Here is a 26,526-nt window from a genome sequence, read left to right on the forward strand (position 1 = left end):
GTCCGGCCTTTAGCTTCTTTGGATGAAAAATCCATTCCGCTATTTTAATAGTTCGCCCGAGGTTATTCGCCTGGCGGTGATGATGTGCATCCGTTATCCGCTGTCGCTACGTCAGGCCGAAGACATGCTATTCGAACGCGGAATCGACATCTGCCACGAAACTATTCGATTTTGGTGGAATCGCTTTGAACCAATGTTCGCAGCCGAATTGCGGAAGCGCCGGGTTTATTGTCATTCGTATTCAAATTGGCGCTGGCACCTGGGTGAGGTGTTCGTGCGGATCAACGGAGAGACGTACTATCTATGGCGCGCGGCGGATCACGAAGGCGAAGTGCTCGAGGTTTTTGCTACGTAACGGCGGGACCGAAAGGCCGCGCTCAAGTTTTTAAAACGGGCAATGAAGAGGCACGGTGGACCAAAGGTAGTCGTTACGGATCGCCTTCGGTCACACAGCGCAGCACTGAAGTTAATCGGTAATGCTGCCAAACAGGAATACGGTCGCTGGCTCAACAATCGAGCCGAAAATTCACATCAACCGTTTCGACGACGAGAGGGTGCGGTGTCGAAGTTTCGGGACGTGAAGACCTTGCAGAAATCCGCATCAGTACAATCTATAATCAGTTCAACCACGAACGTCATCTGAACCGCCGCGACATTTTCAAACAAGATCGAGCCGTTGCCTTGGCCGAGTGGCGTCAGATTGCAGCCTTATCGCGGAGAGTCCCCGTATTTAGGCGCACGTTCGTTTTAGTCTGACAATGCCATATTTTGCCAGGGATGCAGGAGGACGCGGCCACAAAGCATATTGAATTGCTGTCTGCAGTCTATGAAAATGCAAAGTCCTGATGAGTGAAATTTTATGGTAGATGACAGTTTAGTCGTAAAGGTATTTGGCGAAATAGCGTCAGAGTATCTTCCTTGCGCGAAAGATATAATCAGCAAGGTAGACGGGCAATCATATTTCTTTATGGATACAGCGCCGTTCGAAGAAATTGCATTCGATGCCGATAGAATATCGGAAACAAATCAAATTTACTGGACTGAATTATTGGGTAGAACGCATTTAGCTGCAACTACAAGCATCCAGAGAAACCTGTCATGGATTGAAGGGGCCGCAAGATCCTATGAAGATGATAATTTCCTCTCATTTGCTGCAAATCTCCGCGGCCTTATTGAATCGGTTGGCGATGCGATGGAAGTGTTGGTCCCATCTGCTCGGTTTATCGCTAAACATCATTCTGCGATAAAAAGTGCAGTCCAAAGTAAGCTGGAGACAATTTTTATAAGTGATGATTTTGAGAAGTCTCTAATCCACTATAGCCATGCTAGACGAGTGAAAAAGAGTGACGATGCACCCGAGGAGCACAAGGCTAAGCAGACTTTTCATTACATTAATATCCTTGCAGAAAATGCTGCAATTCCTGCCATCAAACCGATGTACGCTGACTTGTGCTCAATAATGCATCCCGCCGCAATGTCGGTCTTGTGCTTTGTTGAAAATGGCGATGATAGGGAAAATGGGGTGGAATGGAGAAATTCACCGAGCGCATATACTTTTCGTGCTCAAGATTTACGCGGACAGTATGAAGAAACTTTGCCCTACTTGGTTTTCCAAGCGTTTGATCCTGCTTTCATTACCCTTAGGGCACTGCATAGATTTGAAATGTTCCCCCAATTGTCAGGGCTGAAAAATTTCTCTTTTAGGCTCAGATCCCTGATAGAGAACGTTGATTCAGACCTCCGAAAATAGCTGAGAAATTGCGTTCAGTTTGTAAAATGTTTGCAGATAGCATTGGTTCGCCATCTATTCGTGAAAAATAGGACAGGGATTCTGGGAGAAAGTGGCGGTGGGCGCAGTCCGATGCGAACCCGTCTCCGCCATTTCCCTGATCTACAGGGAAAATACAGGGAAATCTTGAGTCTTCGGCATTGCAAATTGCAGCGGCGAGCGCTGCGGGGCGCTAGTCTTTTGGCTTTTCCATCAATTCCCTATGAACTGGAATAGGGAATTTTCCGATCGGATTAGGGAATAACGGCAACGGAACAGGTAAAATTTGAGTTGAAAGTTTTGTAAGAAATCGTGGCCTCTCTCCCCTTCCGCAGTGCGGGGCACAGGGTCGACCCATGTCGCGCCCACAATTAACCCCTAGTCCTTTGATAAATTTTCCTGCTCGTCCTGTTTGATGTGGGTGCATACCCAGAAAATCTTCGCATCCGCTTCACCAGCCGAAATGAGTGAATGGCCCATTGTACTATCGAAATACGCGCAATCACCTTCGTCGAGGACGATCGGCTCGTAATGCTCGAAATGGACGGCGACTTTGCCTGAGAGCACGTAGACCACTTCTTCGCCCTCGTGTTTCCCAAGTGTTTCAGGCCCTAGAAACTCGTGCTGTTTTACGGTCGCAAATATGGGGATGATCCGTTTCTGCGAGATTGAAGTGCAGAGCATTTCGTAAAGATACTCGGGGGTGGAATGGGGGCGACCGTCTCCGCGTCTGGTTATCGCATACCTGGCGGTCGCAATGTCTGGCGTTCCCTGAGCGAACAACTCTTCGATATTGATATGATAACCGGTAGCGATACGGACGAGGTTCTCGTATGTCGGCGACATCTGGCCGTTTTCGATCTTGGATAGCGTGGATGCTGCCAGCCCGGTCTGCGCGCCGGCGGCTTGAAGAGTCAGGCCGAGCCGACGTCTGATTCGCTTGACTCGCTCCCCGAGGGCTTGGCGCAAACCGTCCCGTGATTTTGTTTCCATTACGCTCATAAATTTTCCTATAAGAAATTTTTATTGACAATATTTTTTCGTATAGTAAAAAAAATGTCAATTCCGAATTAATATTTGACAGCCAAACCGAAAATAGGGGGATTAAAAAACCATGTCACCTTTTGACAGTTTCATCCGTTTCCTGCCGCGAAAACTGAGGCAGTCTTCACGAATCGCACTTGCAGCGGTCACAGTCTTCGTGTCCTCCGCCGTGTGGTCAACGGACGTCAGCGCAGGAAAAAGCGATGATACGCTCAATGTTGCGCTGGGCTCCGAAATTGCGACGCTGGAATACTATATGTCATCCGGTAGGCCTGCGATCTTTATGTCGCATCACCTCTTCGATACGCTGCTCTATAAGGATGCGAAGAGCGGCGAAATCGTGCCCGCGCTCGCGTCGTCTTACGAATTCACGAACGATACGACGATCGAGTTTACGCTACGCAAAGGCGTGAAGTTCCACGATGGCAGCGACCTGACCGCGGATGACGTCGTTGCGACCTTGAACCGGGCTGCCGATCCGAAATACGGTGCCGTTTATCAGATCGCCGTTAAATGGATCGATCGCGCAGAAAAGCTTGATGACTACAAGGTCCGGGTGACGATGAAGGAACCTTATCCCGTCGCCCTGGAGTGGGTGGCCGGATTTCTTCCGATTTACCCAAGCGACTACTACGAAAAAGTCGGCAAGGAAGGTTTCGCCCTGAAGCCGGTGGGTACGGGGCCCTACAAGCTCGCCGCAATGGATCCCGGGACGCATTGGCGCCTCGAGCGGTTTGCAGACCATTACGAGGGCAGCCCTAAGGGTAACGCCATCAAGTTCATCGATATGCGTGTCTATCCGGAAGTCAACACGCAGCTCACCGGCCTGATGACTAAGAAGATCGACTTCATGTGGAAGTTCAGTGCCGACATCGCCAAGCGCCTCGAAGGGCGCGACGGAATCGACATCAAGAACGCGTCAATCATGAGGATCAACCAGATTGCGCTCAACCCGGCTAAAGGGAAGCCGACGAGTGATATCCGCGTGCGACGTGCGTTGAACCATGCCGTCAATCGTGAAGCGATCATGAAATCGATCATCGGCGGTAGCTCGTCGGTCATCGCGACCGCTTGCAATCCGGTACAGTTCGGTTGCTCGACCGACGTAACCAGCTATTCCTACGATCCTAAAAAAGCCAAGGCCCTTCTGAAGGAAGCGGGTTATGGCGAAGGGATGCCGTTGAAAGTGCTGGTCATGAAATCCGGCGCGGTGTCCCGCAACATGGTTGAGGCCGTGTTGGCCGATCTGGCCAAAGTGGGCGTGACTGCTGATATCGAGACTCAACAGTGGGCCGCGGCGCGGAAGAAATGGATAAACGACGAAGACGATATTATGATCGCATCGTGGGGGTCTTGGGGCATCGGCGATGTCGCGATGATCACCAGCGAATGGTTCGGTTCCAGCAGCGTGAACCGCACTGGCGACCAGAAGGTCGTTGAGCTCCTGAATGTCGCTGACCGTTCGACCGACCGAAGTGTACGTGAAGAAAAGTACGCGCAGGCGCTCAAGCGAATTGCGGATCAGGCCTACTGGATCCCGCTGTGGACGTTCAACGTGAACTACGCCCTCAATGATGAGGTGAATTTCACGCTCGACGCCGACGAGATCGCGCGTTTCTTCAACGCAACCTGGAAATAGTCGGCCAAATCCCGGGTTGGGGCGGCAGCGAAAACGTTGCCGCCCCCGTTCCGGGAGAGACGGAGCTGGAATATGTTGCTGTTCATATCCAAACGTATGTTTCTTGCGGTATGCGTGTCGCTCGTGGTTTCCGCCGCCAGCTTTGCGCTCCTGTACGTGTCCGGCGATCCGGCAACATCGCTCCTTGGCCCGAATGCGACCGACGACGACATCAAGCATATTCAGGTCCTGTACGGTTTCGACCGTCCGATATGGGAACAGTTTTTCGGCTGGCTTGCCCGGGCCTTGCAAGGAGATTTCGGGCGCAGCTATTTCTTTCAGGTGCCCGTCCACAACGTTTTGTTGGAACGCTTGCCGACAACACTGAAACTCGGTCTTTGCGCGATTGTCTTCGCGTTGGTTGTTGCAATACCCCTCGGTGTCGCCGCCGCGGCGAAGCCCAATAGTGTATTCGATCGTCTTTCCCTGATCTTATCGGTTGCGGGACAGGCTATTCCGAGCTTCTGGTTCGGATTGATGCTGGTTGTCCTGTTCAGCGTCATTTGGCCGATACTGCCGTCCTCCGGGTCCGAAACGTGGCGGCATTTTGTGCTGCCGACCATCGTGCTCGGGTACTATGCGACGCCCGCCGTGATGCGTCTTACTCGATCGGGCATGATCGAGGTCCTCGATTCTGATTATATCCGTACGGCGCGCGCCAAGGGCCTGAAGAAACGCCGGGTGCTCTATGTTCATGCATTGCGCAACGCCGTTATTCCCGTGGTCAGTCTGGCGGCCGCACAGTTCGGCTTCATGCTCGCGGGCTCCGTCGTGGTTGAGAGTGTCTTCGCATTGCAAGGAGCAGGCATGCTGGCATGGGAGTCAATCATCCGGGGCGATCTTCCCACGGTGCAAGCGATCATTTTGATCTTCTCAGTAACCTACGTCGTGCTCACGTTCCTCGCGGATGTCCTGAACGCGTGGCTCGACCCTACGATCAAGGTCTAGCGACAATGACCGACGCAAAACTAGACATGACTATCGCAGAGGTGACTGCACCGAGTCCAATGACGGTCCTCGTTCAGCGTGCGCTGAACCACAGGGGCTTGTTGGTTGGGGGCTCGATCCTTCTGCTGATTATTCTCGCGGCCGTATTCGCGCCTTTGCTGTCGCCTTACGATCCCTATGAGCAAAATCTCCTGGCGCGTACTGTTCCGCCTATATGGTCCGCTCAGGGCACTTGGGAACATGTTCTCGGCACCGACCATGTGGGCCGAGATTATCTCTCCCGTTTGCTTTACGGAGCGCAGATTTCTCTGCTGATCGGCGTTGCCGCTGCCGTGATTTCCGGTGTGATCGGACTGACATTGGGTGTCATCGCAGGATTTTTCGGCGGTCGTGTCGATACGTTGGTAATGTTCCTGATCACGTCGCGTTTGGCCACGCCTGTCATTCTCGTCGCGCTTGCCGTCGTAGCTTTGATCGGCAGTTCGCTTCAGACCGTCATCTTCGTGCTAGGACTGTTGTTATGGGATCGTTATGCCCTGGTCATTCGCTCCGCGACGATGCAGATCCGTTCGACGGACTATGTGCTTGCAGCGCGTGCACAGGGCGCATCGAATTTCCGGATCATCGTCTCCGAAATTCTTCCCAACCTGACCAACAGCATCATCGTTGTTGGCACGTTGGAAATGGCACATGCCATTATCCTCGAGGCTGCACTTTCGTTCCTCGGCCTGGGCGTTCAGCCGCCTCTGCCGTCCTGGGGGCTGATGGTGTCGGAAGGAAAGGAATTTATCCTTTTCGAGCCGTGGCTGATTACCATACCGGGTGTATTCCTGTTTTTATTGGTGCTTTCCATCAACCTCTTTGGTGACGGCATCCGGGATGTTGCATCGCCGGACGGTCGGAATTGAGGAGGTATGAAATGTCTCTTCTTGAAGTAAAAAACCTGACGATCGATTTGGACGTGCCGGCCGGCGCGCTACATGCGATCCGTGATGTGTCTTTTGAGGTCGAGCGCGGCGAGACGCTGTGCATTGTCGGTGAGTCAGGGTGTGGAAAATCCATGACTGCCCTGTCGCTGATGGGGTTGCTGCCAAGGGTCGCCAGACACGTCTCCGGAGAAATTCTTTTTGACGGAAAGGACCTGATGAGAGCCCGCGAGGAAGATTTGGAGGCTCTACGCGGAGACCGTATCGCGATGATCTTTCAAGAGCCGATGACCAGTCTGAACCCATCTTTCACGATCGGCGATCAGATGATCGAAGGGTTCGTCCAGCATAAGAAGGGATCGACCCAGGAAGCCAAGCGGCGCGCTATCGAGTTGTTGGACAAGGTCGGCATCAGTGCCGGTGAAGAACGCCTTAAACAGTATCCACATGAACTTTCGGGCGGCCTTCGCCAACGGGTGATGATCGCCATGTCACTCATGTGCGAGCCCGAGTTGATCATCGCCGACGAACCGACGACGGCGCTCGACGTGACAGTTCAGGCACAAATTCTTTCTACACTGACCAAACTTTGCAAGGAGCTCGGCCTGGCGCTCGTGGTTATCACGCATGACCTCGGCGTGGTTGCGCGTATCGCCGATCGTGTCGCCGTAATGTATGCGGGGCAGGTTGTGGAGTATGCCGGCGTGGACGATGTGTTCGAACGTCCGGAGCACCCGTACACACTCGGGCTTCAAAGATGCATACCGGTCCCCGGAGCAACTTCGTCACGACGCCTGGAGGTTATCCCCGGTCGTGTGCCGAGTTTGGTCGGGCAGTTGACGGGGTGCAGTTTTCGAAACAGATGTCTCTACGCCAGCCAGCCGTGCACCGAAACGGATATCGAGAGCCGAGACGCCAACGGCAATCATCGATATCGATGTCTGCTCGAGCCTGGTGCAGCCCGGTCGGCACAGGGGGCCCAATAAATGGTTGAGCACGAAGCAAGGCACGACGGTCTGGAGTTGATCGACGTCGTCCGGGAGTTCCCGATACGGCAGGGGATTTTCGGCCGGCCCAAATCGTTGAAAGCCGTGAACGGTATCTCGTTGTCCCTGAAAAAAGGGGAAGTTCTCGGCCTCGTCGGAGAATCCGGTTGCGGGAAAAGCACGCTGGCTAAAATTCTGCTCGGCCTTATGTCGCCGACGCGCGGCGAGGTGCTACTTGATGGGGAACCCATTTCCAGGCAAAGCCCATTGGAGATTTCGCGCCGCATTCAGCCGGTTTTTCAGAATCCTTACGCTTCGCTGAACCCGCGTAAGCGCATATCCGAGATCGTCGAGTTTCCGCTGAAGATTCATGGTATCGGAACAGCCGAAGAGCGACGCAGGCGCGTCGCCGAAATCCTAGAGCGAACCGGGTTGTCGCCGGCATTGGCGAACAATTATCCGAGCCAGCTATCGGGGGGGCAGCGCCAGCGTGTCGCTGTCGCCCGTGCGCTTGTGATACAGCCGGATATCGTGATTCTGGACGAGCCGACGTCCGCGCTCGATGTGTCCGTGCAGGCGCAAATTCTAAACCTGCTGCTGGATCTGCGCGAGGAGTTCAACCTCACCTACATGATGATCAGCCATGACCTGGCGGTGATTGAGTACCTTGCGACCAAGGTGGCCGTCATGTACCTGGGATCGATCGTCGAAGAGGCGACGACGAGCGAAATATTCAAGAATCCCCGCCATCCTTATACCCAGGCCTTGCTTGGCTCGGTCCTTACGCCTGATCCGAAGCTTGGCATGCCCGACGTCGAGCTGGGCGCCGGTTTCCCCAATCCCCTCAATCCACCCAGCGGATGCGCATTTCATCCGAGGTGCTCTCAAGTCATGGAGACATGCCGGGTATCGGCGCCCCTTGAGCACATGGACGGCACTACCACGGTCGCATGCCACTTGTTCGATACCGACAACAAATCTGCTGTCAGGACGTGACGCGCACCCGGACAAGACTTTCAAGAGATACTTCAGGAAGGAGAAGACTAATGGCGAATACAGATCCGGCTAAACTTCATGATGATGCCGTCATCATCGATGCGGTTTGTCCGTTGTTGATGGAGAAGGAATACGTCGACTGGTACATCGAAGGGGGCCTGACGACCATCGCGCCGACGGTCGGTGGCTTCGATCCGACGATCCAGACCCTCAAGACCCTTGGCGCATGGCTCGAGTTCATCAAAAACCGCGATGATTTGATCCTGGTGCGCAAAGCATCGGATGTTGTCGATGCGAAAAAGCAGGGTAAGCTCGGCATCGTTCTCCATTTTCAGGGCACGGAACCGATCGAGGACAGTGTCGACCTGGTGAACGTCTACAAGACGCTCGGCGTGGGCATCATCCAGTTGGCCTATAACGTCAAAAACAGGATCGGCGACGGAGCGCAGGAGCGCACCGACTGCGGGCTCAGTCATTTCGGCGTCAACTTCATCAAGCGTTGCAATGAACAGCGCGTCATCGTCGATTGCTCGCACACTGGATATCGCACGACGATGGAGGCCATTGAGCTCTCGGAGCAACCGGTCGTGTTCTCGCATGCCAACTCGAAAGCCGTGTATGCATCGCAGCGGAACATTCAAGACGATCAGATCAAGGCCGTCGCTGATACGGGTGGTGTCGTCGGTATCGTCGGTTTCCCGGCATTCGTTTCCGACTCGCCGCGGCCGACCCTTGATCAGTTCATCGCACATATCGATCACACGGCCGAAGTCGCGGGCATCGACCATGTTGCACTCGGCATCGATTATTACACCGGTCAGGATCCTGTCGTCGATCCCGTCACGGCCAAAGCGAAATACGACAAGACCATCGCCGCGGGCCGGTGGCGCTCGGATGCTTATCCGCCGCCGCCGCACTATTACCCGGAAGGTATTGAAACGCCGCGCACGTTGTCTGCTCTGACCGCGCGTCTGCTTGAGCGCGGCTATTCTGAGACGGACGTTCGTAAGATTCTCGGTGAAAACTGGCTTCGCGTTTATCGCGACGTCTGGGGTGATTAGTCCGTCGCTTCGAGTTCCGTTTCCTTCAATTTGCCTGGAAAGCTTGAACTGTGTTCGTTGTGCTCGGTGCCGGGATTGTGGGCCTGTTGACGGCCTACAATCTCTCCGAAAAAGGATATCGCGTCACGATCGTTGACGAGGCGTCGGCGCCGGCTAATGGCTGCAGTTACGGCAACGCCGGTATTATCGCCGTCGGTCACGCGAAGGCGTGGGCGGGCCCCGAAACACCCCGGCTGATGCTGAATGCTTTGCTCGGTCGTGATCCGGCGGTGAAGGTGGCGGCGATCCCCGACTGGAATTTGGTTCAGTGGGGCGCCGCCTTCCTTGGGAATTGCAGCGGCGCAGCACAACACCGCAACTCCGAGCGCATGAGGCGCCTCAGTCTCTACAGTCGCGAACTGCTTCGTGGTTTGGATGCGGAACTGGCAATCGATTACCACCAGCAACATGAAGGCGTTTTCTACATCTTTCGCGATACTGCTCGTTTCGAGGAACATGTTTCCGTTTCCGAGGACGGTCCGGATAGCAGTCAATTCCGTACGCTTTCTGCCGCGGATATCGGGCGAATGGAACCGGCATTGTCGTATCTCGGCGATGGAATCGCCGGCGGGTTTTACTCGTCGGTCGATTCTAGCGGCGACTGTTACATGTTCGCCCAAGAGTTGGCGCGGAGGTTGGTTCAACGTGGCAATGTCACATTCAGGTTCGGTCAACACGTCTCGGGGTTCAATATCCGGAATGGTGCTGTCGAGTCCGTCACGACGCAGGAAGGCTTAGTTTCGTGTGACGGTGTTGCGGTCGCCTTGGGAACGGGGGCGCGACGGCTGCTGCGGACACTAGGTGTGAACACCCGGATTTATCCCGTCAAAGGGTATTCCGCGACGTACCCGGTACGGGATCCGAAGCGATTGCCGGACCGGCCGTTTATCGACGAAACCGAACTCGTCGCCGTATCCCGCTTCGGGCAGCGGTTGCGCATAACAGGGATGGCGGAGTTCGACCGTGGGCGCTCACGAATGGTGCCTGGCCGTTGCGATGTTCTCGACGCGTATGCAAAGCGGACATTCGGCAGCGCGATCGACATCGGTGATGGCCAGTACTGGGCGGGCAGTCGTCCATCCACGCCGCAGGGGCCGCCGTTCCTCGGCGCCGTAAAGGGTTATGACAATCTTTGGGTCAATGCCGGTCATGGACAACTTGGCTGGACCATGGCGGCTGGTGCAGGGCGGGTTGTTGCTGATCTTGTGGCGGGGAAAACCCCGGAAATAGCAAATGTTTCGGCTGAAGCCGAATGGTTGATCAGCGTTTGATGGAGAATAGACGATGAAGGTGCTCGATCTCGAACACACACGAAATGCGCTTCCATATGCCAGCCTGATTGCCGCGTTGGAAGAGGGATTCATGTCGGAGTACGATGCGCCGTTGCGTCATCATCACTTTCTCGAGAACAAGGACGAGCCGGATTCGGTGCTGTTGCTGATGCCAGCTTGGCAACGTGACGGCTTTGGCGGCGTAAAACTGGTTAATGTCGTTCCGGGCAATAACCACCGTAGCCTTGCCGCCATATCGTCCAGTTACGTGCTTTTTGACAGAAAAACCGGACAGCACTTGATGATCGTAGACGGCGGAGAGCTCACCGCACGCCGAACGGCGGCTGCTTCAGCTTTGGCGGCGAAGCGCCTGGCGCGTCCCGACAGCCGGACGCTTCTCGTCGTGGGTGCAGGCCGGGTCGCCCGCAACGTACCGGCGGCGTTCAAGGCGGCGCTGCCGATCGAACGCGTGATGGTGTTCAATCGAAATTTCGACAAGGCGGCAGCCTTGGTTCAGGATCTTCAAAATGACGGTTTCGACGCGGAAGCGGTTTCGGAATTGGAAGCCGGTGTAAAACGTGCCGATATCATCAGTTGTGCGACATTGTCTCGCGAACCGATCGTCAAAGGGGATTGGTTGAAATCCGGACAGCACCTCGACCTGATCGGCAGTTTCACGCCGGAGATGAGGGAATCGGACGATGACGCAGTGCGGCGGGCGGATGTGTATATCGACACCCCCCACGCACTTGTCGAGGGCGGCGATATTACGATCCCGATGTCGGCAGGCGTGCTGAAGGAATCGCAGATAAAGGGGGTATTGTCCGACATGTGCCGCACGGGGGATCGCGGTCGCACGTGCGCGGAGCAAATCACCATGTTCAAGAGCGTCGGTTCCGCGATAGAGGATTTGGCCGCAGCCAAACTCGCATATGCAACGGCATTGTCAGACTAAAACGGGCGCGCTGCTAAAGGCGGTCGCTCTCTGTGTTTATGCCGCAAGCTGACGCCATTCGGTCAGGGCCGCAGCTCGGTCTTGTTTGAAAATGTCGCGGTGGTTGAGATGACGTTCGAGATTGAAATGGTTATGGATTGAAGCTTGGGCTGATGCGAATTTTTTTTAATGTCTTCACGTCCCGAAACTTCGACATCGCACCCTCACATCGTCGAAACGGCTGATGCGAATTTTCGGCTCGATTGTTGAGCCGCCGACCGCACTCCTGTTTGGTAGTATTCCCGATTGCATTCATCGCTGCCCTGTATGACCGAAGCCGGTCCGTGACAATCATCTTTGGAAGACCGTACCGCTTCATTGCTCGCTTCAGAAACCTGAGCGCGGCCTTTCGATCCCGCCGTTTCGTAGCGAAAACCTCGAGCACTTCACCTTCGTGATCCACGGCACGCCATAGATAGTGCGTCTCTCCCTTGATCCGCACGAACACCTCATCCAGATGCCAGCGCCAATTCGAATACGAATGACAATGAACCCGGCGCTTCCGCAACTCGGCTGCGAACATTGGACCGAACCGGTTCCACCAAAACCGGACAGTTTCATGACAAATGTCGATACCGCGTTCGAATAGGATGTCCTCGACTTGCCGTAGCGATAGTGGATAACGGATGTACATCATTACCGCCAGGCGGATGATCTCGGGCGACGAGTTGAAATAGCGGAATGGATTCTTTATCCGCAGAGGCTAAAGTCCGGATTTGCCGACCTCAAGTCGGTTTACTCTGACACTGCCCGCAGCCGGTACCAGCCGGAAAGCCCGGACTTCCTGGCCGGAATAGGCGGTCTCTAAATCTCATTTTATTGAATGATATCAATAAGTTAAGGAATGGCGGAGAGACAGGGATTCGAACCCTGGGTACGCAAAGCGCACAACGGTTTTCGAGACCGCCCCGTTCGACCACTCCGGCATCTCTCCGCACGCGTGGGCATGGCCGATGGCCACGCCGGGGAGCGCGGAATGTAGACAATCGGCCCGCTTCGGGCAAGGCAACAATCGGCGAATTTTCAGGCTTTGTGCCCTATATATAAGACGGCATCAAAAAAGCCCTGAAAACCTGAGTTTCCGCCATTGACAATGGGTCTTATGCAAGTATATTGCCGCCCTTCCGAGCGAGGCCGTGGGCGAGGTGCCCTCAGGCCCCTTCGACTTGTGATTTTAGAGGCGATCATGTTCGCAGTAGTAAAAAGCGGTGGCAAACAATACCGGGTTGCCAAAGACGACAAACTGGCCGTCGAGAAACTGGCTGGTGAAGTCGGTGATGTAATCGAGGTCGGCGAAGTGCTGATGCTCGGCGAAGAAGGCAAAGCGCCGACCGTGGGTGCGCCCACTGTCGAGAAAGCCGCCGTGTTCGCGGAAGTGCTGGAGCAGTCGCGCGGCGATAAAGTCATCGTCTTCAAAAAGCAGCGCCGACAGAACCATCGCCGTAAAAAAGGTCATCGTCAGGACCAGACGGTGCTGCGCATCGTCGAAGTGAGCCCGACCGGCACGAAGCCGAAAACGGCTGCCAAGGCGGCGCCAGCGAAGAAGGCCGACGACGCGGCTGAGGCACCTGCCAAGGAAGCCAAGACAGAAACGGCGAAAAAAGCGCCGGCCAAGAAGCCGGCAGCAAAGAAAGAAGCTGCTGCGAAGAAGCCGGCTGCAAAGAAAGCCGCCGCCAAGAAGCCTGCGGCCAAGAAGGCCGCAGCCAAGAAATCCGAGGAGTAAGACCTTATGGCACATAAAAAAGCAGGCGGTAGTTCCCGCAACGGTCGCGACTCAGCCGGTCGCCGTCTCGGCGTCAAGAAATTCGGCGGTCAGGTCGTGATCCCCGGCAATATCATCATTCGTCAGCGCGGCACCAAGGTTCACCCGGGTGACGGCGTCGGCATCGGGCGCGATCATACGATCTTTGCGACCGCCGAAGGCGAAGTGAAGTTCAAGAAAACGACCGGCGGCAAGACCGTCGTGTCGGTGCTGCCGCCGGCGAGCTAAGCCTCGCTTGCCAGCGTTGAAGGTTTAAGCGAGGGAATGGCCTGACCATTCCCTCGTTTTTTTTTTATGACCCGACGCCTGCGAAACCGGGCGTCATATATATAAGGAATCGCAGACGGGCCTAACGGGCCGGATGCGGATCGAAACGATGAAGTTTCTCGACGAAGCCAAGATATTTCTGAAAAGCGGCGATGGCGGCAACGGCTGCGTCAGTTTCCGCCGCGAGAAATATGTCGAATACGGCGGCCCTGACGGCGGCGACGGCGGACGCGGCGGCAGTGTCGTGTTCGAGTGCGCGTCCGATCTCAACACCCTGATCGATTTCCGCTACAAGCAGCATTTCAAGGCGGCACGTGGCACCGATGGTATGGGTAAGAACCGGTTTGGTGCGAACGGCAAGCCGCTGGTTATCAAGGTGCCGCCCGGCACGCAGATTTTCGACGTGGACAAGGAAACCCTGCTGGCCGACATTACCCGGCCGGGACAGAAGATTGTGTTCCTGAAGGGCGGTAACGGCGGTTTCGGTAACACGCATTTCAAGTCGTCGACCAATCAGGCGCCCCGCCGCGCCAATCCGGGGCTGGAGGGCGAGGAGCGCTGGGTCTGGCTGCGCCTCAAGCTGATCGCCGATGCCGGCCTGATCGGCCTGCCCAACGCCGGCAAGTCGACGTTTTTGGCTGCCTGCACCCGCGCACACCCTAAGATCGCCGATTATCCGTTTACGACGCTGCACCCGAATCTCGGCGTCGTCGCGGTTGAGGACCGGACCTTCGTGCTGGCCGACATTCCCGGTCTCATCGAAGGTGCCAGTGAAGGCGCCGGTCTGGGCACCCGTTTCCTGGGCCATGTGGAACGCTGCCGGGTCCTGTTGCACCTGGTTGACGGTACGCAGGATGACGTTGCCGATGCGTACCATACCGTTCGCGGCGAACTGGAAGCCTATGGCGGTGGTCTGGTGGACAAGACCGAAATCGTCGCGCTCAACAAGATCGATGCGCTGGATACGGAAACCATCGACGCACGCCGCAAGGAACTCGAAGAGGCCTGTGGCAAGACCGTGCATGCGATTTCCGGCGTCGCCGGGATGGGTGTGCGGGAACTGACGTTCGAACTGGAACGCGAGATACTCTCCGACCGGGCACGTGAAGCAGCGGAAGAAAGCGACGAGGTGGACGAGGGCTATCAGCCATGAGCGCCATCGAAAACGCCAAGCGCATCGTTATCAAGATCGGCTCGCAGCTTCTTGTCGACCCGGATACCGGTCACGTGCACAAACGCTGGCTGGAAACCCTGGCCGAAGATATTGCCGCTCTCCGCGCCGATGGCCGGGAGATCGCCATTGTCTCGTCGGGCGCCATTGCGGTCGGGCGGCGGTATCTGGGATTGCCGACAGGTAAGCTGATGCTGCCGGAGCAGCAGGCGTCGGCGGCGACCGGGATGGTGCGACTCGCGCATGCCTATCAGGACGTTCTCGGAAAACATGATCTGACCGTCGCGCAGGTTCTCCTCACGCTGGACGACTCCGAAAACCGGCGCCGTTATATCAATGCCCGCAATACCCTGACCGAGCTTTTGCGTCTCGGCGCGGTGCCGCTGATCAACGAAAACGATACCGTGGCGACCGATGAAATCCGCTTCGGCGACAACGACCGGCTGGCGGCACGCGTGGCGTCGATGATTTCCGCCGATCTGCTGATCATGCTGTCGGATATCGACGGGCTTTATACGGCCAACCCGCAGGTCGACCCCCAGGCGGTGTTCGTGCCTGAAGTGCATGGCCAGATCACATCCGAGATCGAGAAGATGGCCGGTGTTCAGCTATCGGGGGATTCGCGCGGCGGCATGGTGACCAAGATCGCCGCCGCGAAGATCGCCACCGGGGCCGGAACCACGGCGATGATCACGCTGGGCAAGGGCTTCAATCCTTTGCAGCGGATTCGGGACGGCGCGCGCTGTACGGTGTTCATCCCGGACGCCAACCCGAGGACGGCGCGCAAGGAATGGATCGCCGGATCGCTCAAACCCACCGGCAAGCTGCATGTCGATAGCGGTGCCCTGAAGGCCCTCAAGAGCGGCAAGAGTCTGTTGCCCGCAGGCGTCAAGCGGATCGAAGGCAAGTTTGAACGGGGTGATGCCGTGGCTGTGATCGATCCGGACGGTCGCCAAGTTGCGCGCGGACTGGTCGCCTATCACCATGACGAGGCGGCGCACATCGCCGGACACAAGACCGGTGAAATCGAAGAGATTTTGGGCTATCGTGGCCGTGACGAGATGATCCACCGCGATGATCTCGTCCTGATTTGAGGACAAGACGATGGACGGACAGGCGAATATTGCAGCATTGATGCGTGACATCGGCGAGAATGCCAGGGAAGCCGCGAGCGTGCTTGCTGTTACGCCAACCGATGCCAAGAACACGGCGCTCAAGGAAATGGCGGCCAGTCTGCGCCGCCGCGCCAACCATATTCTTTCCGAGAACGCGAAGGACATCAAAGCGGGCGAGGACAAGGGGCTGTCGGGTGCCATGCTCGACCGTCTATTACTGAGCGAGGACCGCATCGATGGTGTCGCCAAGGGGCTGGAAGCGATTGCCGAACTGAACGACCCGGTCGGCGCTATCGAAAGCGCCTGGGACCGTCCCAACGGCTTGCATATCGAACGTGTGCGTGTGCCGCTCGGTGTGATCGGCGTGATCTACGAAAGCCGCCCCAACGTTACGGCGGATGCGGGCGGGCTGTGCCTCAAGGCCGGCAACGCGGCAATCCTGCGCGGCGGCTCTGAAAGCTATCATTCGAGCCACGCGATCATGGAAAGCCTGAGCGAAGGGCTGGTCGCCGCCGGTCTGCCGGAACACGCCATTCAACTGGTGCCGACCACGGACCGCGCCGCCGTCGGCGAGATGCTGCGCATGACGGACTATATCGACGTCATCGTGCCGCGCGGTGGCAAGTCGCTGATCCAGCGGGTCTCGGACGAGAGCAAGGTGCCGCTGTTCAAGCATCTGGAAGGCATCTGCCATACCTATGTGCATGCCGCCGCCGACCCGAAAATGGCGCGCGACATCGTGGTGAATGCCAAGATGCGCCGGACCGGTATTTGCGGCGCGACGGAAAACCTGCTGATCGACCGGGCGGTCGCTCCGGACCTGCTGACGGATATTGTCGACGGTCTTGTCGATGCCGGATGCGAAGTGCGCGGCGACGCGGATAGCTGCAATCTGGATGCGCGTATCGCCAAGGCGTCGGACGACGACTGGGACACGGAATACCTCGACAGCATCATTGCCGTGAAACTGGTCGACGGTGTCGGCGACGCGGTCAAATTCATCCGCGATCACGGCTCGGCGCATACCGAGGCGATCGTCACGAACGACGCCCAGGCGGCGGAAACCTTCCTGAACAACGTCGACAGCGCCATCGTCATGTGGAATGCCTCGACCCAGTTCGCCGACGGCGGCGAGTTCGGCATGGGCGCGGAAATCGGCATCTCGACCGGCAAGCTGCATGCGCGCGGCCCGGTCGGCGTCGAACAGCTCACGTCCATGAAATACAAGGTGCGCGGCACCGGACAGACGCGGCCGTGACCGGGTTTCATCTTTCGAGACGCCGCGAGAGCGGCTCCTCAAGATGAGGGATAAAAGATAACCTCGTCCTGAGGAGGGCGAAGCCCGTCTCGAAGGACGGGCGGGAAAATAAAAAAGGAGAACACCATGAGCGACATCTGGACTGTCTATCTTTCCGGCGAAATCCATTCCGACTGGCGCGAGCGCATCGCGGACGGCGTCAAGGCTGCCGGGCTGCCGGTCGAGTTGGTGTCGCCGGTGACGGTGCACGAGGATTCCGACGACTGCGGTGTTGCCGTGTTCGGTGCGGAAAGCGACAAGTTCTGGCACGACCGCAAGGGCGCACAACTGAACGCGATCCGCACGCAGACGCTGCTGAAGAACGCCGATATCGCGATCATCCGCTTTGGCGAGAAATACAAGCAGTGGAATGCCGCCTTCGATGCCGGCTATGCGGCGGCGCTGGATATCCCGTACATCACGTTGCACCCGGCGGAGCACGATCACGCCTTGAAGGAAGTCGACGGCGCTGCCAACGGTGTGGCGCGCGAACCGGAACAGGTCGTCGCCGCGCTGGCCTATATCATTCTGGGTGAGATGCCGAAGGCCGAAGCCAGCAAGTCGGCGGCGGAGTAAACGGTTCTGCCTTCTGATTATCGCCGCGTCGGTCTTTTAGGGGGGTCTTTCAACCCGGCCCACGACGGACACTTATATATAAGTGAACAAGCGCTGAAGCTTCTCGGCCTGGACGAGGTGTGGTGGCTGGTCTCGCCGCAGAACCCGCTGAAATCCGCCGACGGCATGGCCGCGTTCGAAAAGCGCATGGCGGCTGCCGAAAAGGTTGCCGCCGCCAATCCCCGTATTCATGTCAGCGATGCCGAAGCGAGGCTCGGCACCCGATACACGGCCGACACGCTGGCACAGTTGACGGATATCCAGGGACAGCACCGCTTCGTCTGGCTGATGGGCGCGGACAATCTGTTGCAGATTCACCACTGGCGGAGCTGGTCACGAATTTTTCGCATTGTCCCAGTTGCAGTATTTGGCCGTCCGGGATACTCTTTAAGGGCTACATCTAGTGTAGCAGCCCGACGTTTTGCGCGGGACCGGTGGCCCCAAGAAGCGGCAAAGCGTCTGGTGGATGCGGAATTGCCGGCTTGGGTATTTCTTAGAATTCGTGAAAACCCATTATCGGCCAGCCGGATCCGGGCTGAAGGCGGATTTTGATCCGCCCAAGCCGTTAATTGGGCACGCCCCGTCCGAGATAAGGGGCGTAGATATGAAACCTGGTGGAAAGGACCATAACTATACCAAGCAAACGCAAGCTTCGCCCGTCTGGGGACGCTCTCCGGACGTTGGTGGAAACATCTCTCGATGATGACAAGGCGCAGGACGTCGTCGTTATCGAACTCGCCGGCAAGACCCAGATCGCTGATTACATGGTCATTGCCTCCGGTCAATCCAGCCGACAAGTCGGCGCCATGGCCGATCACCTCTGTCAGAAAATCAAGGAATCAGGCATAAAGGACGTCGCTGTCGAAGGCGCCGGTCAAAGTGACTGGGTGTTGATCGATGCCGGCGATGTGCTGGTTCACTTGTTCCGGCCCGAGGTGCGTGATTTCTACGGCCTGGAAAAACTGTGGTCGGTGCCCGATGTGGTTGCCGGTTCCGGTGCTGCGGTACAGCAACCTGCTGCCGGGACAGTGGCCTGAGAGACGTTTTCGTCCGGACCGGATAGCGGTCCGGGGGGTATACGGGCGGATAAACAGCGGGGCGGCATGTCCGCCGCTCAAACAAGGATGTCGACGTGCGGTTGACACTGATCGCGGTCGGGCGCGCCAGGCGCGGCCCGGAGCAGGAACTTTTCAACTTATATCTGAAGCGGCTTCGGCCGGCCTTGGACCTGATCGAGGTTGAGGAGAAGCGCCCCCTTGCGGGCGACGAACTGAAGGCGCGCGAAGCCGAACTGATTTCCGAAAAAATACCCGACGGCAGCTTTCTGATTGCGCTCGACGAGCGGGGCAAGGCGCTCGCCAGCCGGAAATTCGCCGAAAAGATCGGCGATCTCAGGGACACAGGCCGCGACGTTGCATTCATCATCGGCGGCGCCGACGGGCTTCAGGACGAACTGCGCCAAAGCGCCGATCTGCTGCTCGGGTTCGGCCCGCAGACATGGCCGCATATGCTGGTCCGTGCCATGCTGGCGGAACAGGTTTACCGCGCCCAGTCGATTCTCGCCGGTCATCCGTATCATCGCGATTGAGGGTGATCTTCGACTTTAACCCTCCGGGTCCGGATGATAGTGTCCGCGGCAAATAAACCAGAGCTGCCACAGGAGAGAAGTTATGGCCGAACTGACCCTCGACAAGGCCCGGGAAATCATTGCCGGCGCACGCGCGGAAGGCCGCAAGCTGAATCTCAACCCCCTGACCGTGGCGGTGCTCGATGCAGCGGGGAACCTCAAGGCGCTTGAGCGCGAGGATGGTGCTTCGAACATGCGACCCGAAATTGCCACCGGCAAGGCAAACGGTGCGCTGGCCATGGGATTGGGTTCGCGCGCCTTGTTCGAACGGGCGAAGAGCGAGCCGTTTTTTATCCAGGCCATGAACGAGCTTGCCGGGGGCTCTCTGGTGCCGGTACCGGGTGGTGTGCTGATCAAGGACGGAAACGGCAAGATCATCGGCGCCACCGGCATTACCGGCGACAATTCGAACAATGACGAAGCTGCTGCAAAGGCGGGGATCGAAGCCGCCGGTTTCGTCGCCGATGGCGGTTGAGAGCCTGCGACTTATATATATGTACATTCAACGATGAGCTATACTGCCGCTGAAGACAGGATTTGCTAAGACCATGAGCGCGAAGACCACATCATCACCTCCCAAACCCGTTGTGTTGTGCATTCTCGACGGCTGGGGGGAGCGTGAACCGGCGGCGGATAACGCTATTTCGCTGGCCAATACCCCTACTTGGGATGCGATGTGCGCGAAATATCCCCGATCGCGGCTCAACGCGTCCGCCTTGGAAGTCGGCTTGCCTGAAGGGCAGATGGGCAATTCGGAGGTTGGGCACATGAACCTGGGCGCCGGCCGTGTGGTCATGCAGGAATTGCCGAAGATCGACAAGGCGGTCCACGACGATACACTGAAGGATGCGCCGGCGATGCGCGATTATATCGCGGCGCTCAAGGAAAGCGGCGGCGTCTGCCATTTGCTGGGCCTGCTGTCGCCGGGCGGGGTGCATTCGCATCAAAAACACATGGCGGCCATCGCCAAGATCATGTCGGATGCGGAGATTCCGGTCCGCGTGCATGCCTTTCTCGATGGCCGCGATACACCGCCGAAAGCGGCGAAAAGTCATCTCGCCCAGTTTGCAGCGGATATCGAAGGTCTTGCGGATTGCCGGATTGCCACGGTTTGCGGGCGTTATTATGCGCTCGACCGCGATAACCGCTGGGAGCGGGTCGCTCAATCCTATGCCTGCATGACGGATGCGGCGGGGACGTCTCAACCAACGGCCGAGGCCGTCGTCGATGCCGCCTACGCAGCGGATCTGACGGATGAATTCGTCCTGCCGGCGCCGATTGGCGATTATGCCGGTATGAAAGACGGGGACGGCATCATGATGGCCAATTTCCGCGCCGACCGTGCACGTGAAATTCTCGCGGCGCTGCTGGCCCCGGAATTCGATGGCTTCGCGCGTCCGCGGAAGATCGATTTCGCGGCTGCGCTCGGCATGGTCGAGTATTCATCGAAGCATGCGGCATACATGACGGCGATTTTTCCGCCGACACAGCTCACCAAGATACTGGGCGAGGTCGTGTCGGAAACCGGTCAGCGCCAGCTGAGAATTGCCGAGACCGAAAAATACGCACATGTGACGTTTTTCCTGAACGGCGGACGCGAAGAAGTGTTTCCGGGCGAGGAGCGCATTCTGGTGCCGTCTCCGAAGGTCGCGACCTATGACCTTCAGCCCGAGATGTCGGCCCCGGAAGTCACCGATCGCCTGGTGGACGCAATCACGGGCGGCACATTCGATCTTATCATCGTCAACTTCGCCAATGGCGACATGGTCGGGCATACGGGCGATCTCGATGCGGCGATCAAGGCGGTGGAAACCCTCGATGCATCTCTGGGCAGGCTGGAAAAAGCGATCCATGAGGCCGGCGGCGTAATGCTGGTGACGGCGGATCACGGCAATGTGGAGCAGATGCGTGAAGCCGATGGCGGCGCGCATACACAACATACTCTTAACCTGGTGCCGTTTATCATGGTCAATGCGCCGGCATATGTGGACGGATTGCATGAAGGCCGCTTGTCGGATGTAGCGCCGACGTTGCTCAGGCTGCTGGAATTGCCGCAGCCCGATGAAATGACGGGAAGATGCCTGATCGAGGAGAATTCTGCTGATAGCGCAGCGGCCGAATAACCACCTCTTAAAAATTGCCAGAAATCCGGCAACTATGCTGGGGGCGGCCTTGCTTTGCTTTTGGTTTGTGCCGGCTTCGAGCATGGCGCAGGAAACTGCCGTCGGCGCCAGCCAAAATCTGAAACAGATCGAAAAGAAGATCGGCCAGGAAAAGACAGCTGCCGAGCAGGCTCGCGCACGTGCCGAAATCATGGCGCGTGACATTACCAATCTGCAAAATGAAATGGTGACGACGGCACGTGCCGTGCAACGCCATGAAACGCAGGTGGCGGCACTGCAAACCCGCCTTCAGGCGCTGGAACGGCTGCTGGAACGCAAGACGACAGACCTGCGTGAAGGCCGGGCAAAATTCGGCCGGGTTCTGGCTGCCATGCAGCGCATCGCGCAATTCCCTCCCGAGGCTTTGATTGCGCAGCCTGTGAAGCCGGCGGACACGGTGCGCACCGCGATACTGCTTCGCACGGCTGTTCGCGAAATCGATCATCAGGCCACCGAGCTTCGTGATGAACTGGATTTTCTGGTCAAGGCGCGAACGGAAATTGCGTCACGCGAGACGGCGCTAAAGGAAACATCGGTTCTGCTCGACCGCGAACGCCGCCGCCTGGGGGCGCTGATGTCGCGTAAAAAGGTTCTGAAACGTCGTGCCGACAAACAAGCGCTCGAAGCGGAGAAGCGAATCGCCGAACTTGCCGGAAAGGCGAAGACCTTGAGAGAACTCCTGAAAGGGATCGAACAGGAACGTAAAAAGGTGAAAAAATCACCGCCGCCTGTTTCCAAAAATGATCCTGCCTATGCTGCTGTGCCGCCGCTGCGACCGATCAGCAAGGCGCGCGGAACTCTCGGTTTACCTGTTTCCGGCAAAATATCGGGGCATTACGGGGAAAAAACCGATGGCGGATTGTCCAGGAAAGGGCTGACCATTGCCACGCCGCCCGGTGCCCAGGTCACGGCGACCTATGACGGGACGGTCGTTTACGCTGGAAAGTTCAGGGGCTATGGGCTTCTCTTGATCATCGAACATGGCGAAGGATATCATAGTCTGCTCGCCGGGATGACCCGGATCGATGTCGAACAGGGGCAAAAGGTACTGGCCGGAGAACCTGTCGGCGTCATGGAGCAGAGCGAGAGCGGCCAGCCAGTATTATATGTAGAGTTACGTCGTGACGGCCAACCGATAAACCCCAAGCCGTGGTTGGCGGCGCGCAAAAATGAGGTAAACGGATGAAAAATCGGATGATTGCCAAGCTTGGTGCGACAGCTCTTGCTCTTGGCGTACTTGCCTGGTCGGTGCCGGCACTTGCCGTCGATGCAAAGAAAAATGACGAAGAGACGTATAGGCTCCTGGCTTTGTTCGGCGATGTCTTCGAACGGGTCCGCGCCGAGTATGTGGAGCCGCCGAGCGAAGAAGAAATGATCGAAGCCGCGATTACCGGCATGTTGGCCGCCCTCGATCCGCATTCCAGTTTCCTCAACGCCAAAAGCTTCAAGGAAATGCAGGTTAACACGCGCGGTGAATTCGGCGGTTTGGGGATTCAGGTGACGATGGAAGCCGGTTTCGTAAAAGTGATTTCACCGATCGACGATACCCCGGCGTACCGTGCCGGGATTGAATCGGGCGACATCATCACGCATCTCGACGGGGAATCCGTGCAAGGTCTGACCCTGGCGCAGGCCGTCGACAAAATGCGTGGCAAGGTCGGCAGCGATATACGCCTGTCCGTTGCACGTGAAGGCCGCGAGCCGTTCGATGTGACGATCACCCGCTCGATCATCAAGATTACGTCCGTTCGCTCGCGTGTCGAGGGTAAGGTTGGCTATGTCCGCATCACGTCCTTCAACGAACAGACCGACAAGGGATTGGATCGCGCCATCAAGAAGCTGAAGGACGAAATCGGCAAGGATATTCAGGGTTATGTTCTTGATCTCCGCAATAATCCCGGCGGACTTCTGGATCAGGCAATTGCCGTTTCCGACGCGTTTCTCGACCGTGGGGAAATCGTTTCCACGCGTTCGCGCAAACCGGAAGATACGCAACGCTTCAATGCGCGCGAAGGTGATTTGGCCGATGGTCTGCCGGTTGTCGTGCTGATCAACGGCGGCTCGGCGTCTGCATCCGAAATTGTTGCAGGCGCGTTGCAGGATCATCGCCGCGCTGTGCTGCTCGGCACCAAATCATTTGGTAAGGGGTCCGTGCAGACGATTATGCCATTGTCAGGGAATGGCGCCATGCGGCTGACCACGGCTCGCTACTACACGCCTTCGGGACGGTCGATCCAGGCAAAGGGTGTGGAACCGGATATCGAAGTCAAGCAGGCGAAGTTCGAAGAAATTGCAAACAATCGGCCTCGTCGCAGCGAAGCGGATCTGCGCGGTGCCCTCGACCTCGACAAGAACAAGAAAGAGGATGCGGAGTCCGAAAAAGCGGCGCCCGAGGGTGAGGCTAAGACCGAGGAGAAAAATCCCGAAGCGCAGGATTACCAGCTATCTCGGGCACTCGATCTGATCCGGGGGCTGGCTATCATGTCACAGAATGCTTCGGCAAAATGACGGCATTTTGGAAAAACGAACCTGAATGACAGGGGTGCGGCCGGCGTGTGACGCTGGCCGCTGCCTTTTTGGAGGACGGCTTGAAGTTCCCGAAAATATTCGGAAAGAAGAAAGACGAAGACGAGGACTTCGACGAGGACGACTTCGATGTTGAGGAACTCGAAGAGGGCTTCGACGATGAACTCGAGGAAGCCTTGGGTGCGTCTGCATCTCGCGAAGCCGATGATTTAGATGACGAAGAACATGACGATGATGAGCCCGAAGCAGAAACACCCGTCAGGAGCCAGGCCCCCATCGCCGATGAGGACGAGCACGAAGAGGAGATGGTCGGTAGCGACGATACGGTGGTCAATCCGTTCGATGGCCATGACGATCACGACGACGAATACGACGACGACGACGAATACGACGACGACGAATATGACGACGATGAATACGAAGATGAAGCTTCCGACAAGAAGAAGGCCATCATTTTCGCCGCTGTCGGATTTGGTGTTCTTCTGATCAGTATCCTTGGCGGTGTCGGATGGTGGTTCTTTTCCGACCCTGCAGTGGAAGCGAAAGCGCCGGAAAGCGCCCCCGGCAGTGTGGAAATGGCGATGCCGGCACCACCCGGCAGCCTGAATGCCGGCGGCGTTGGCAGTCTGAACAATCTGGCGGGAAGCCCCGCCACGGCACCCATAAATGCCGCAGCAGGAAGCGAATCGACTTCAACAACGGCTTCTGCCGAGGCGCCGCCGCCAGCCGCCAACCCGTCGCCTACGCAAACCGAAGGCATGGCGTTCGCGCCGGCTGGAACGGGAGCTGCCCCGGTAGGCGGGCTCAATTCATTGAATAATCTTAACGCGCTCGGTGGGACGAGCTCAACGGGGGGCGGACTTGTGGTGCCGGCTGTTGCGGGATCGGCTATGGCTAAAATCGCTGATCAGCCGACGGCTGCCGATCAGAGCCAGGCTCTTTCAGGGGCGCCGGTGCGGGGCCTGCTCGAGGAAAAGGACGGCATTGGCGAACTGCCGAAAATCAGCAATGCCGGCGCCGTACCGTGGCAGGTTTACGCACGCCCTTCCGATCCCGGCATCGCCGAGCCGAAAATAGCGCTTATGATTGAAGGTATAGGCCTCAGTCGGCAGGCGTCATTGGGCGCGATCAACAAACTGCCTGCGGAAGTAAGCATGGTGTTGAGCCCTTACGGCCGGGATTTGAACGACTGGGTCTTTCGCTCACGGTTGGCGGGGCATGAGGTGTTCATTTCACTACCGATGGAAAGCGACGATTTTCCGCTAGAAGATGCGGGGCCTCTTGCGCTGGATACACGCATCCAGCTTGCCGAGAATCAACGCCGTTTGGACAACGTTATGGCCAGTGCTGCGGGATACGTTGGTTTGGTGACATATATGGGCTCGCGCTTTATGAAAGCGGAAACCCAGATGCGTCAGTTGTTCGCCAATATCGGGGAACGAGGGGTAATGTTTGTCATCGGAGGAAACCGTAGCCGGAATGACGCCATGCCGGTCGCCAAGGAGCTGAAGCTGGTCAATGCGGAAAGCGAAATTTATATCGACGATGTCCCGCGTATTCAGCAAATCAGGACAAACCTCGACCGGTTGGAGAGCATTGCCAAGGAACGGGGGAGCGTTCTGGCGACCGCACGCCCGTATCCTGTAACGATCAAAAGTATTCTCGACTGGTATGCGACGATAAAGGACAAGGGGGTCGTTCTAGTGCCGGTCTCTGCAATCGCCAATATTCCCCCTGCCGAGTGAACCCGGAACCGTTTTTATGAATGCTTATGATGACTTGCCGTACGGTTATCGTCCGTGTGCCGGTGCCGCGGTCTTCAACGCCAAGGGCGATGTCTTTGTCGGCTGCCGTGTCGAACTGAAACCAGAGGAAGATTATGCGTGGCAGATGCCGCAGGGCGGTCTGGACAAGGGTGAAGACCCCGAAGCAGCAGCCCGGCGTGAATTATTTGAGGAAACGGGCATTCTCTCGGTTTCACTTCTGGGCGCTTATGACGATTGGCTCGTCTATGATTTTCCACCGGAAATCCTCGGTAAACGGTTCAAGAAATACAAAGGGCAGGCGCAACGCTGGTTCGCTTATGGCTTCACCGGCAGTCCGGATGAGATCAATCTAGAACACCATGGTGAGCCTGAGTTTCAGCAATGGGACTGGGTGCCGTTGAATCGTGTTCCTAGTCTGATTGTCCCCTTTAAACGCAATGTCTACTTGTCTATTGTAAGCGCGTTCCAGCCGCTAGCAGAGCGTTGGGCTCGACAGGGGATTTGACT

At 57.1% G+C, this 26,526-nt stretch carries 24 protein-coding genes, 1 tRNA gene and 2 pseudogenes; 25 read left to right on the forward strand and 2 right to left on the reverse strand.

What is annotated here, in order from left to right; genetic code table 11:
* Positions 1–193: 193 nt before the first annotated feature.
* Positions 194–643 (forward strand): annotated as a pseudogene (locus tag L2D14_05730) (DDE-type integrase/transposase/recombinase).
* A 216-nt stretch (positions 644–859) separates the two neighbouring features.
* On the forward strand, positions 860–1,750 hold the full coding sequence (locus L2D14_05735) for a hypothetical protein (protein ID WNK00926.1): 891 nt from the start codon (positions 860–862) through the stop codon (positions 1,748–1,750).
* A gap of 396 nt (positions 1,751–2,146) precedes the next feature.
* On the opposite strand, the gene L2D14_05740 is transcribed toward L2D14_05735, so the two are convergent.
* Positions 2,147–2,770, reverse strand: a complete 624-nt coding sequence (locus L2D14_05740) for an XRE family transcriptional regulator (protein WNK00927.1) — start codon at positions 2,768–2,770, stop codon at positions 2,147–2,149.
* A 112-nt stretch (positions 2,771–2,882) separates the two neighbouring features.
* Here L2D14_05740 and L2D14_05745 point away from each other — a divergent pair, with 112 nt between their 5' ends.
* From L2D14_05745 to L2D14_05780, 8 genes are all read left to right on the forward strand, one after another.
* Positions 2,883–4,451, forward strand: a complete 1,569-nt coding sequence (locus tag L2D14_05745; GenBank protein WNK00928.1) for an ABC transporter substrate-binding protein — start codon at positions 2,883–2,885, stop codon at positions 4,449–4,451.
* 72 nt (positions 4,452–4,523) lie between these two features.
* Complete coding sequence (locus L2D14_05750) at positions 4,524–5,438, forward strand: ABC transporter permease (GenBank protein ID WNK00929.1); 915 nt, start codon at positions 4,524–4,526, stop codon at positions 5,436–5,438.
* 5 nt (positions 5,439–5,443) lie between these two features.
* Complete coding sequence (locus tag L2D14_05755) at positions 5,444–6,346, forward strand: ABC transporter permease (GenBank protein ID WNK00930.1); 903 nt, start codon at positions 5,444–5,446, stop codon at positions 6,344–6,346.
* Between the two features lie 11 nt (positions 6,347–6,357).
* The gene (locus tag L2D14_05760) at positions 6,358–7,350 is read left to right on the forward strand and encodes an ABC transporter ATP-binding protein (GenBank protein WNK00931.1); all 993 of its coding nucleotides are present in this window, start codon (positions 6,358–6,360) and stop codon (positions 7,348–7,350) included.
* A complete protein-coding gene (locus tag L2D14_05765; GenBank protein WNK00932.1) occupies positions 7,351–8,346 on the forward strand; it encodes an ATP-binding cassette domain-containing protein in 996 nt (331 codons plus the stop codon).
* Between the two features lie 50 nt (positions 8,347–8,396).
* Positions 8,397–9,407, forward strand: a complete 1,011-nt coding sequence (locus L2D14_05770; GenBank protein ID WNK00933.1) for a dipeptidase — start codon at positions 8,397–8,399, stop codon at positions 9,405–9,407.
* 59 nt (positions 9,408–9,466) lie between these two features.
* The gene (locus L2D14_05775; GenBank protein ID WNK00934.1) at positions 9,467–10,717 is read left to right on the forward strand and encodes an FAD-dependent oxidoreductase; all 1,251 of its coding nucleotides are present in this window, start codon (positions 9,467–9,469) and stop codon (positions 10,715–10,717) included.
* A gap of 13 nt (positions 10,718–10,730) precedes the next feature.
* Entirely contained in the window at positions 10,731–11,672 is a 942-nt protein-coding gene (locus L2D14_05780; protein WNK00935.1) for an ornithine cyclodeaminase family protein, read from the forward strand.
* Positions 11,673–12,556: 884 nt separating this feature from the next.
* Here the strand turns inward: L2D14_05780 and L2D14_05785 are convergent.
* A tRNA-Ser gene (locus L2D14_05785) sits at positions 12,557–12,645 on the reverse strand.
* 252 nt (positions 12,646–12,897) lie between these two features.
* Between L2D14_05785 and rplU the strand changes: the two are divergent.
* From rplU to L2D14_05860, 15 genes and pseudogenes are all read left to right on the forward strand, one after another.
* A pseudogene (rplU, locus tag L2D14_05790) lies at positions 12,898–13,206 on the forward strand (50S ribosomal protein L21).
* A gap of 234 nt (positions 13,207–13,440) precedes the next feature.
* Positions 13,441–13,701: a 50S ribosomal protein L27 gene (gene rpmA / locus L2D14_05795; GenBank protein WNK00936.1), complete on the forward strand. Its 261-nt coding sequence runs from the start codon at positions 13,441–13,443 to the stop codon at positions 13,699–13,701.
* Between the two features lie 148 nt (positions 13,702–13,849).
* Positions 13,850–14,893, forward strand: coding sequence for a GTPase ObgE (gene obgE / locus L2D14_05800; GenBank protein ID WNK00937.1), 1,044 nt, complete (start codon positions 13,850–13,852; stop codon positions 14,891–14,893).
* The gene (proB, locus tag L2D14_05805; protein ID WNK00938.1) at positions 14,890–16,005 is read left to right on the forward strand and encodes a glutamate 5-kinase; all 1,116 of its coding nucleotides are present in this window, start codon (positions 14,890–14,892) and stop codon (positions 16,003–16,005) included. Before obgE ends, proB begins: the two co-directional genes overlap by 4 nt.
* Before the next feature lie 10 nt (positions 16,006–16,015).
* Positions 16,016–17,284: a glutamate-5-semialdehyde dehydrogenase gene (locus tag L2D14_05810; protein WNK00939.1), complete on the forward strand. Its 1,269-nt coding sequence runs from the start codon at positions 16,016–16,018 to the stop codon at positions 17,282–17,284.
* 126 nt (positions 17,285–17,410) lie between these two features.
* Positions 17,411–17,899 carry a YtoQ family protein gene (locus L2D14_05815; GenBank protein WNK00940.1) on the forward strand — a complete coding sequence of 163 codons (489 nt, stop codon included), beginning with the start codon at positions 17,411–17,413 and terminating at the stop codon, positions 17,897–17,899.
* Between the two features lie 6 nt (positions 17,900–17,905).
* On the forward strand, positions 17,906–18,490 hold the full coding sequence (locus L2D14_05820; GenBank protein WNK01653.1) for a nicotinate-nucleotide adenylyltransferase: 585 nt from the start codon (positions 17,906–17,908) through the stop codon (positions 18,488–18,490).
* Positions 18,491–18,621: 131 nt separating this feature from the next.
* Positions 18,622–18,975 (forward strand): ribosome silencing factor, encoded by a 354-nt coding sequence (rsfS, locus tag L2D14_05825; GenBank protein WNK01654.1) that lies wholly within the window; start codon positions 18,622–18,624, stop codon positions 18,973–18,975.
* A 95-nt stretch (positions 18,976–19,070) separates the two neighbouring features.
* Positions 19,071–19,526, forward strand: coding sequence for a 23S rRNA (pseudouridine(1915)-N(3))-methyltransferase RlmH (rlmH, locus tag L2D14_05830; protein ID WNK00941.1), 456 nt, complete (start codon positions 19,071–19,073; stop codon positions 19,524–19,526).
* Between the two features lie 82 nt (positions 19,527–19,608).
* Positions 19,609–20,040 (forward strand): heme-binding protein, encoded by a 432-nt coding sequence (locus L2D14_05835; protein WNK00942.1) that lies wholly within the window; start codon positions 19,609–19,611, stop codon positions 20,038–20,040.
* A gap of 73 nt (positions 20,041–20,113) precedes the next feature.
* Positions 20,114–21,688 carry a 2,3-bisphosphoglycerate-independent phosphoglycerate mutase gene (gpmI, locus tag L2D14_05840; protein WNK00943.1) on the forward strand — a complete coding sequence of 525 codons (1,575 nt, stop codon included), beginning with the start codon at positions 20,114–20,116 and terminating at the stop codon, positions 21,686–21,688.
* A gap of 82 nt (positions 21,689–21,770) precedes the next feature.
* A complete protein-coding gene (locus tag L2D14_05845; GenBank protein ID WNK00944.1) occupies positions 21,771–22,913 on the forward strand; it encodes a peptidoglycan DD-metalloendopeptidase family protein in 1,143 nt (380 codons plus the stop codon).
* Positions 22,910–24,235: a S41 family peptidase gene (locus tag L2D14_05850; GenBank protein WNK00945.1), complete on the forward strand. Its 1,326-nt coding sequence runs from the start codon at positions 22,910–22,912 to the stop codon at positions 24,233–24,235. Before L2D14_05845 ends, L2D14_05850 begins: the two co-directional genes overlap by 4 nt.
* A gap of 80 nt (positions 24,236–24,315) precedes the next feature.
* Complete coding sequence (locus tag L2D14_05855; protein ID WNK00946.1) at positions 24,316–25,998, forward strand: divergent polysaccharide deacetylase family protein; 1,683 nt, start codon at positions 24,316–24,318, stop codon at positions 25,996–25,998.
* Between the two features lie 16 nt (positions 25,999–26,014).
* A complete protein-coding gene (locus tag L2D14_05860) occupies positions 26,015–26,524 on the forward strand; it encodes an RNA pyrophosphohydrolase (GenBank protein ID WNK00947.1) in 510 nt (169 codons plus the stop codon).
* Positions 26,525–26,526: the final 2 nt, after the last annotated feature.

It is taken from the genome of Thalassospiraceae bacterium LMO-JJ14, assembly GCA_021555105.2.
Classification (GTDB): Bacteria; Pseudomonadota; Alphaproteobacteria; order Rhodospirillales; family Casp-alpha2; genus UBA4479.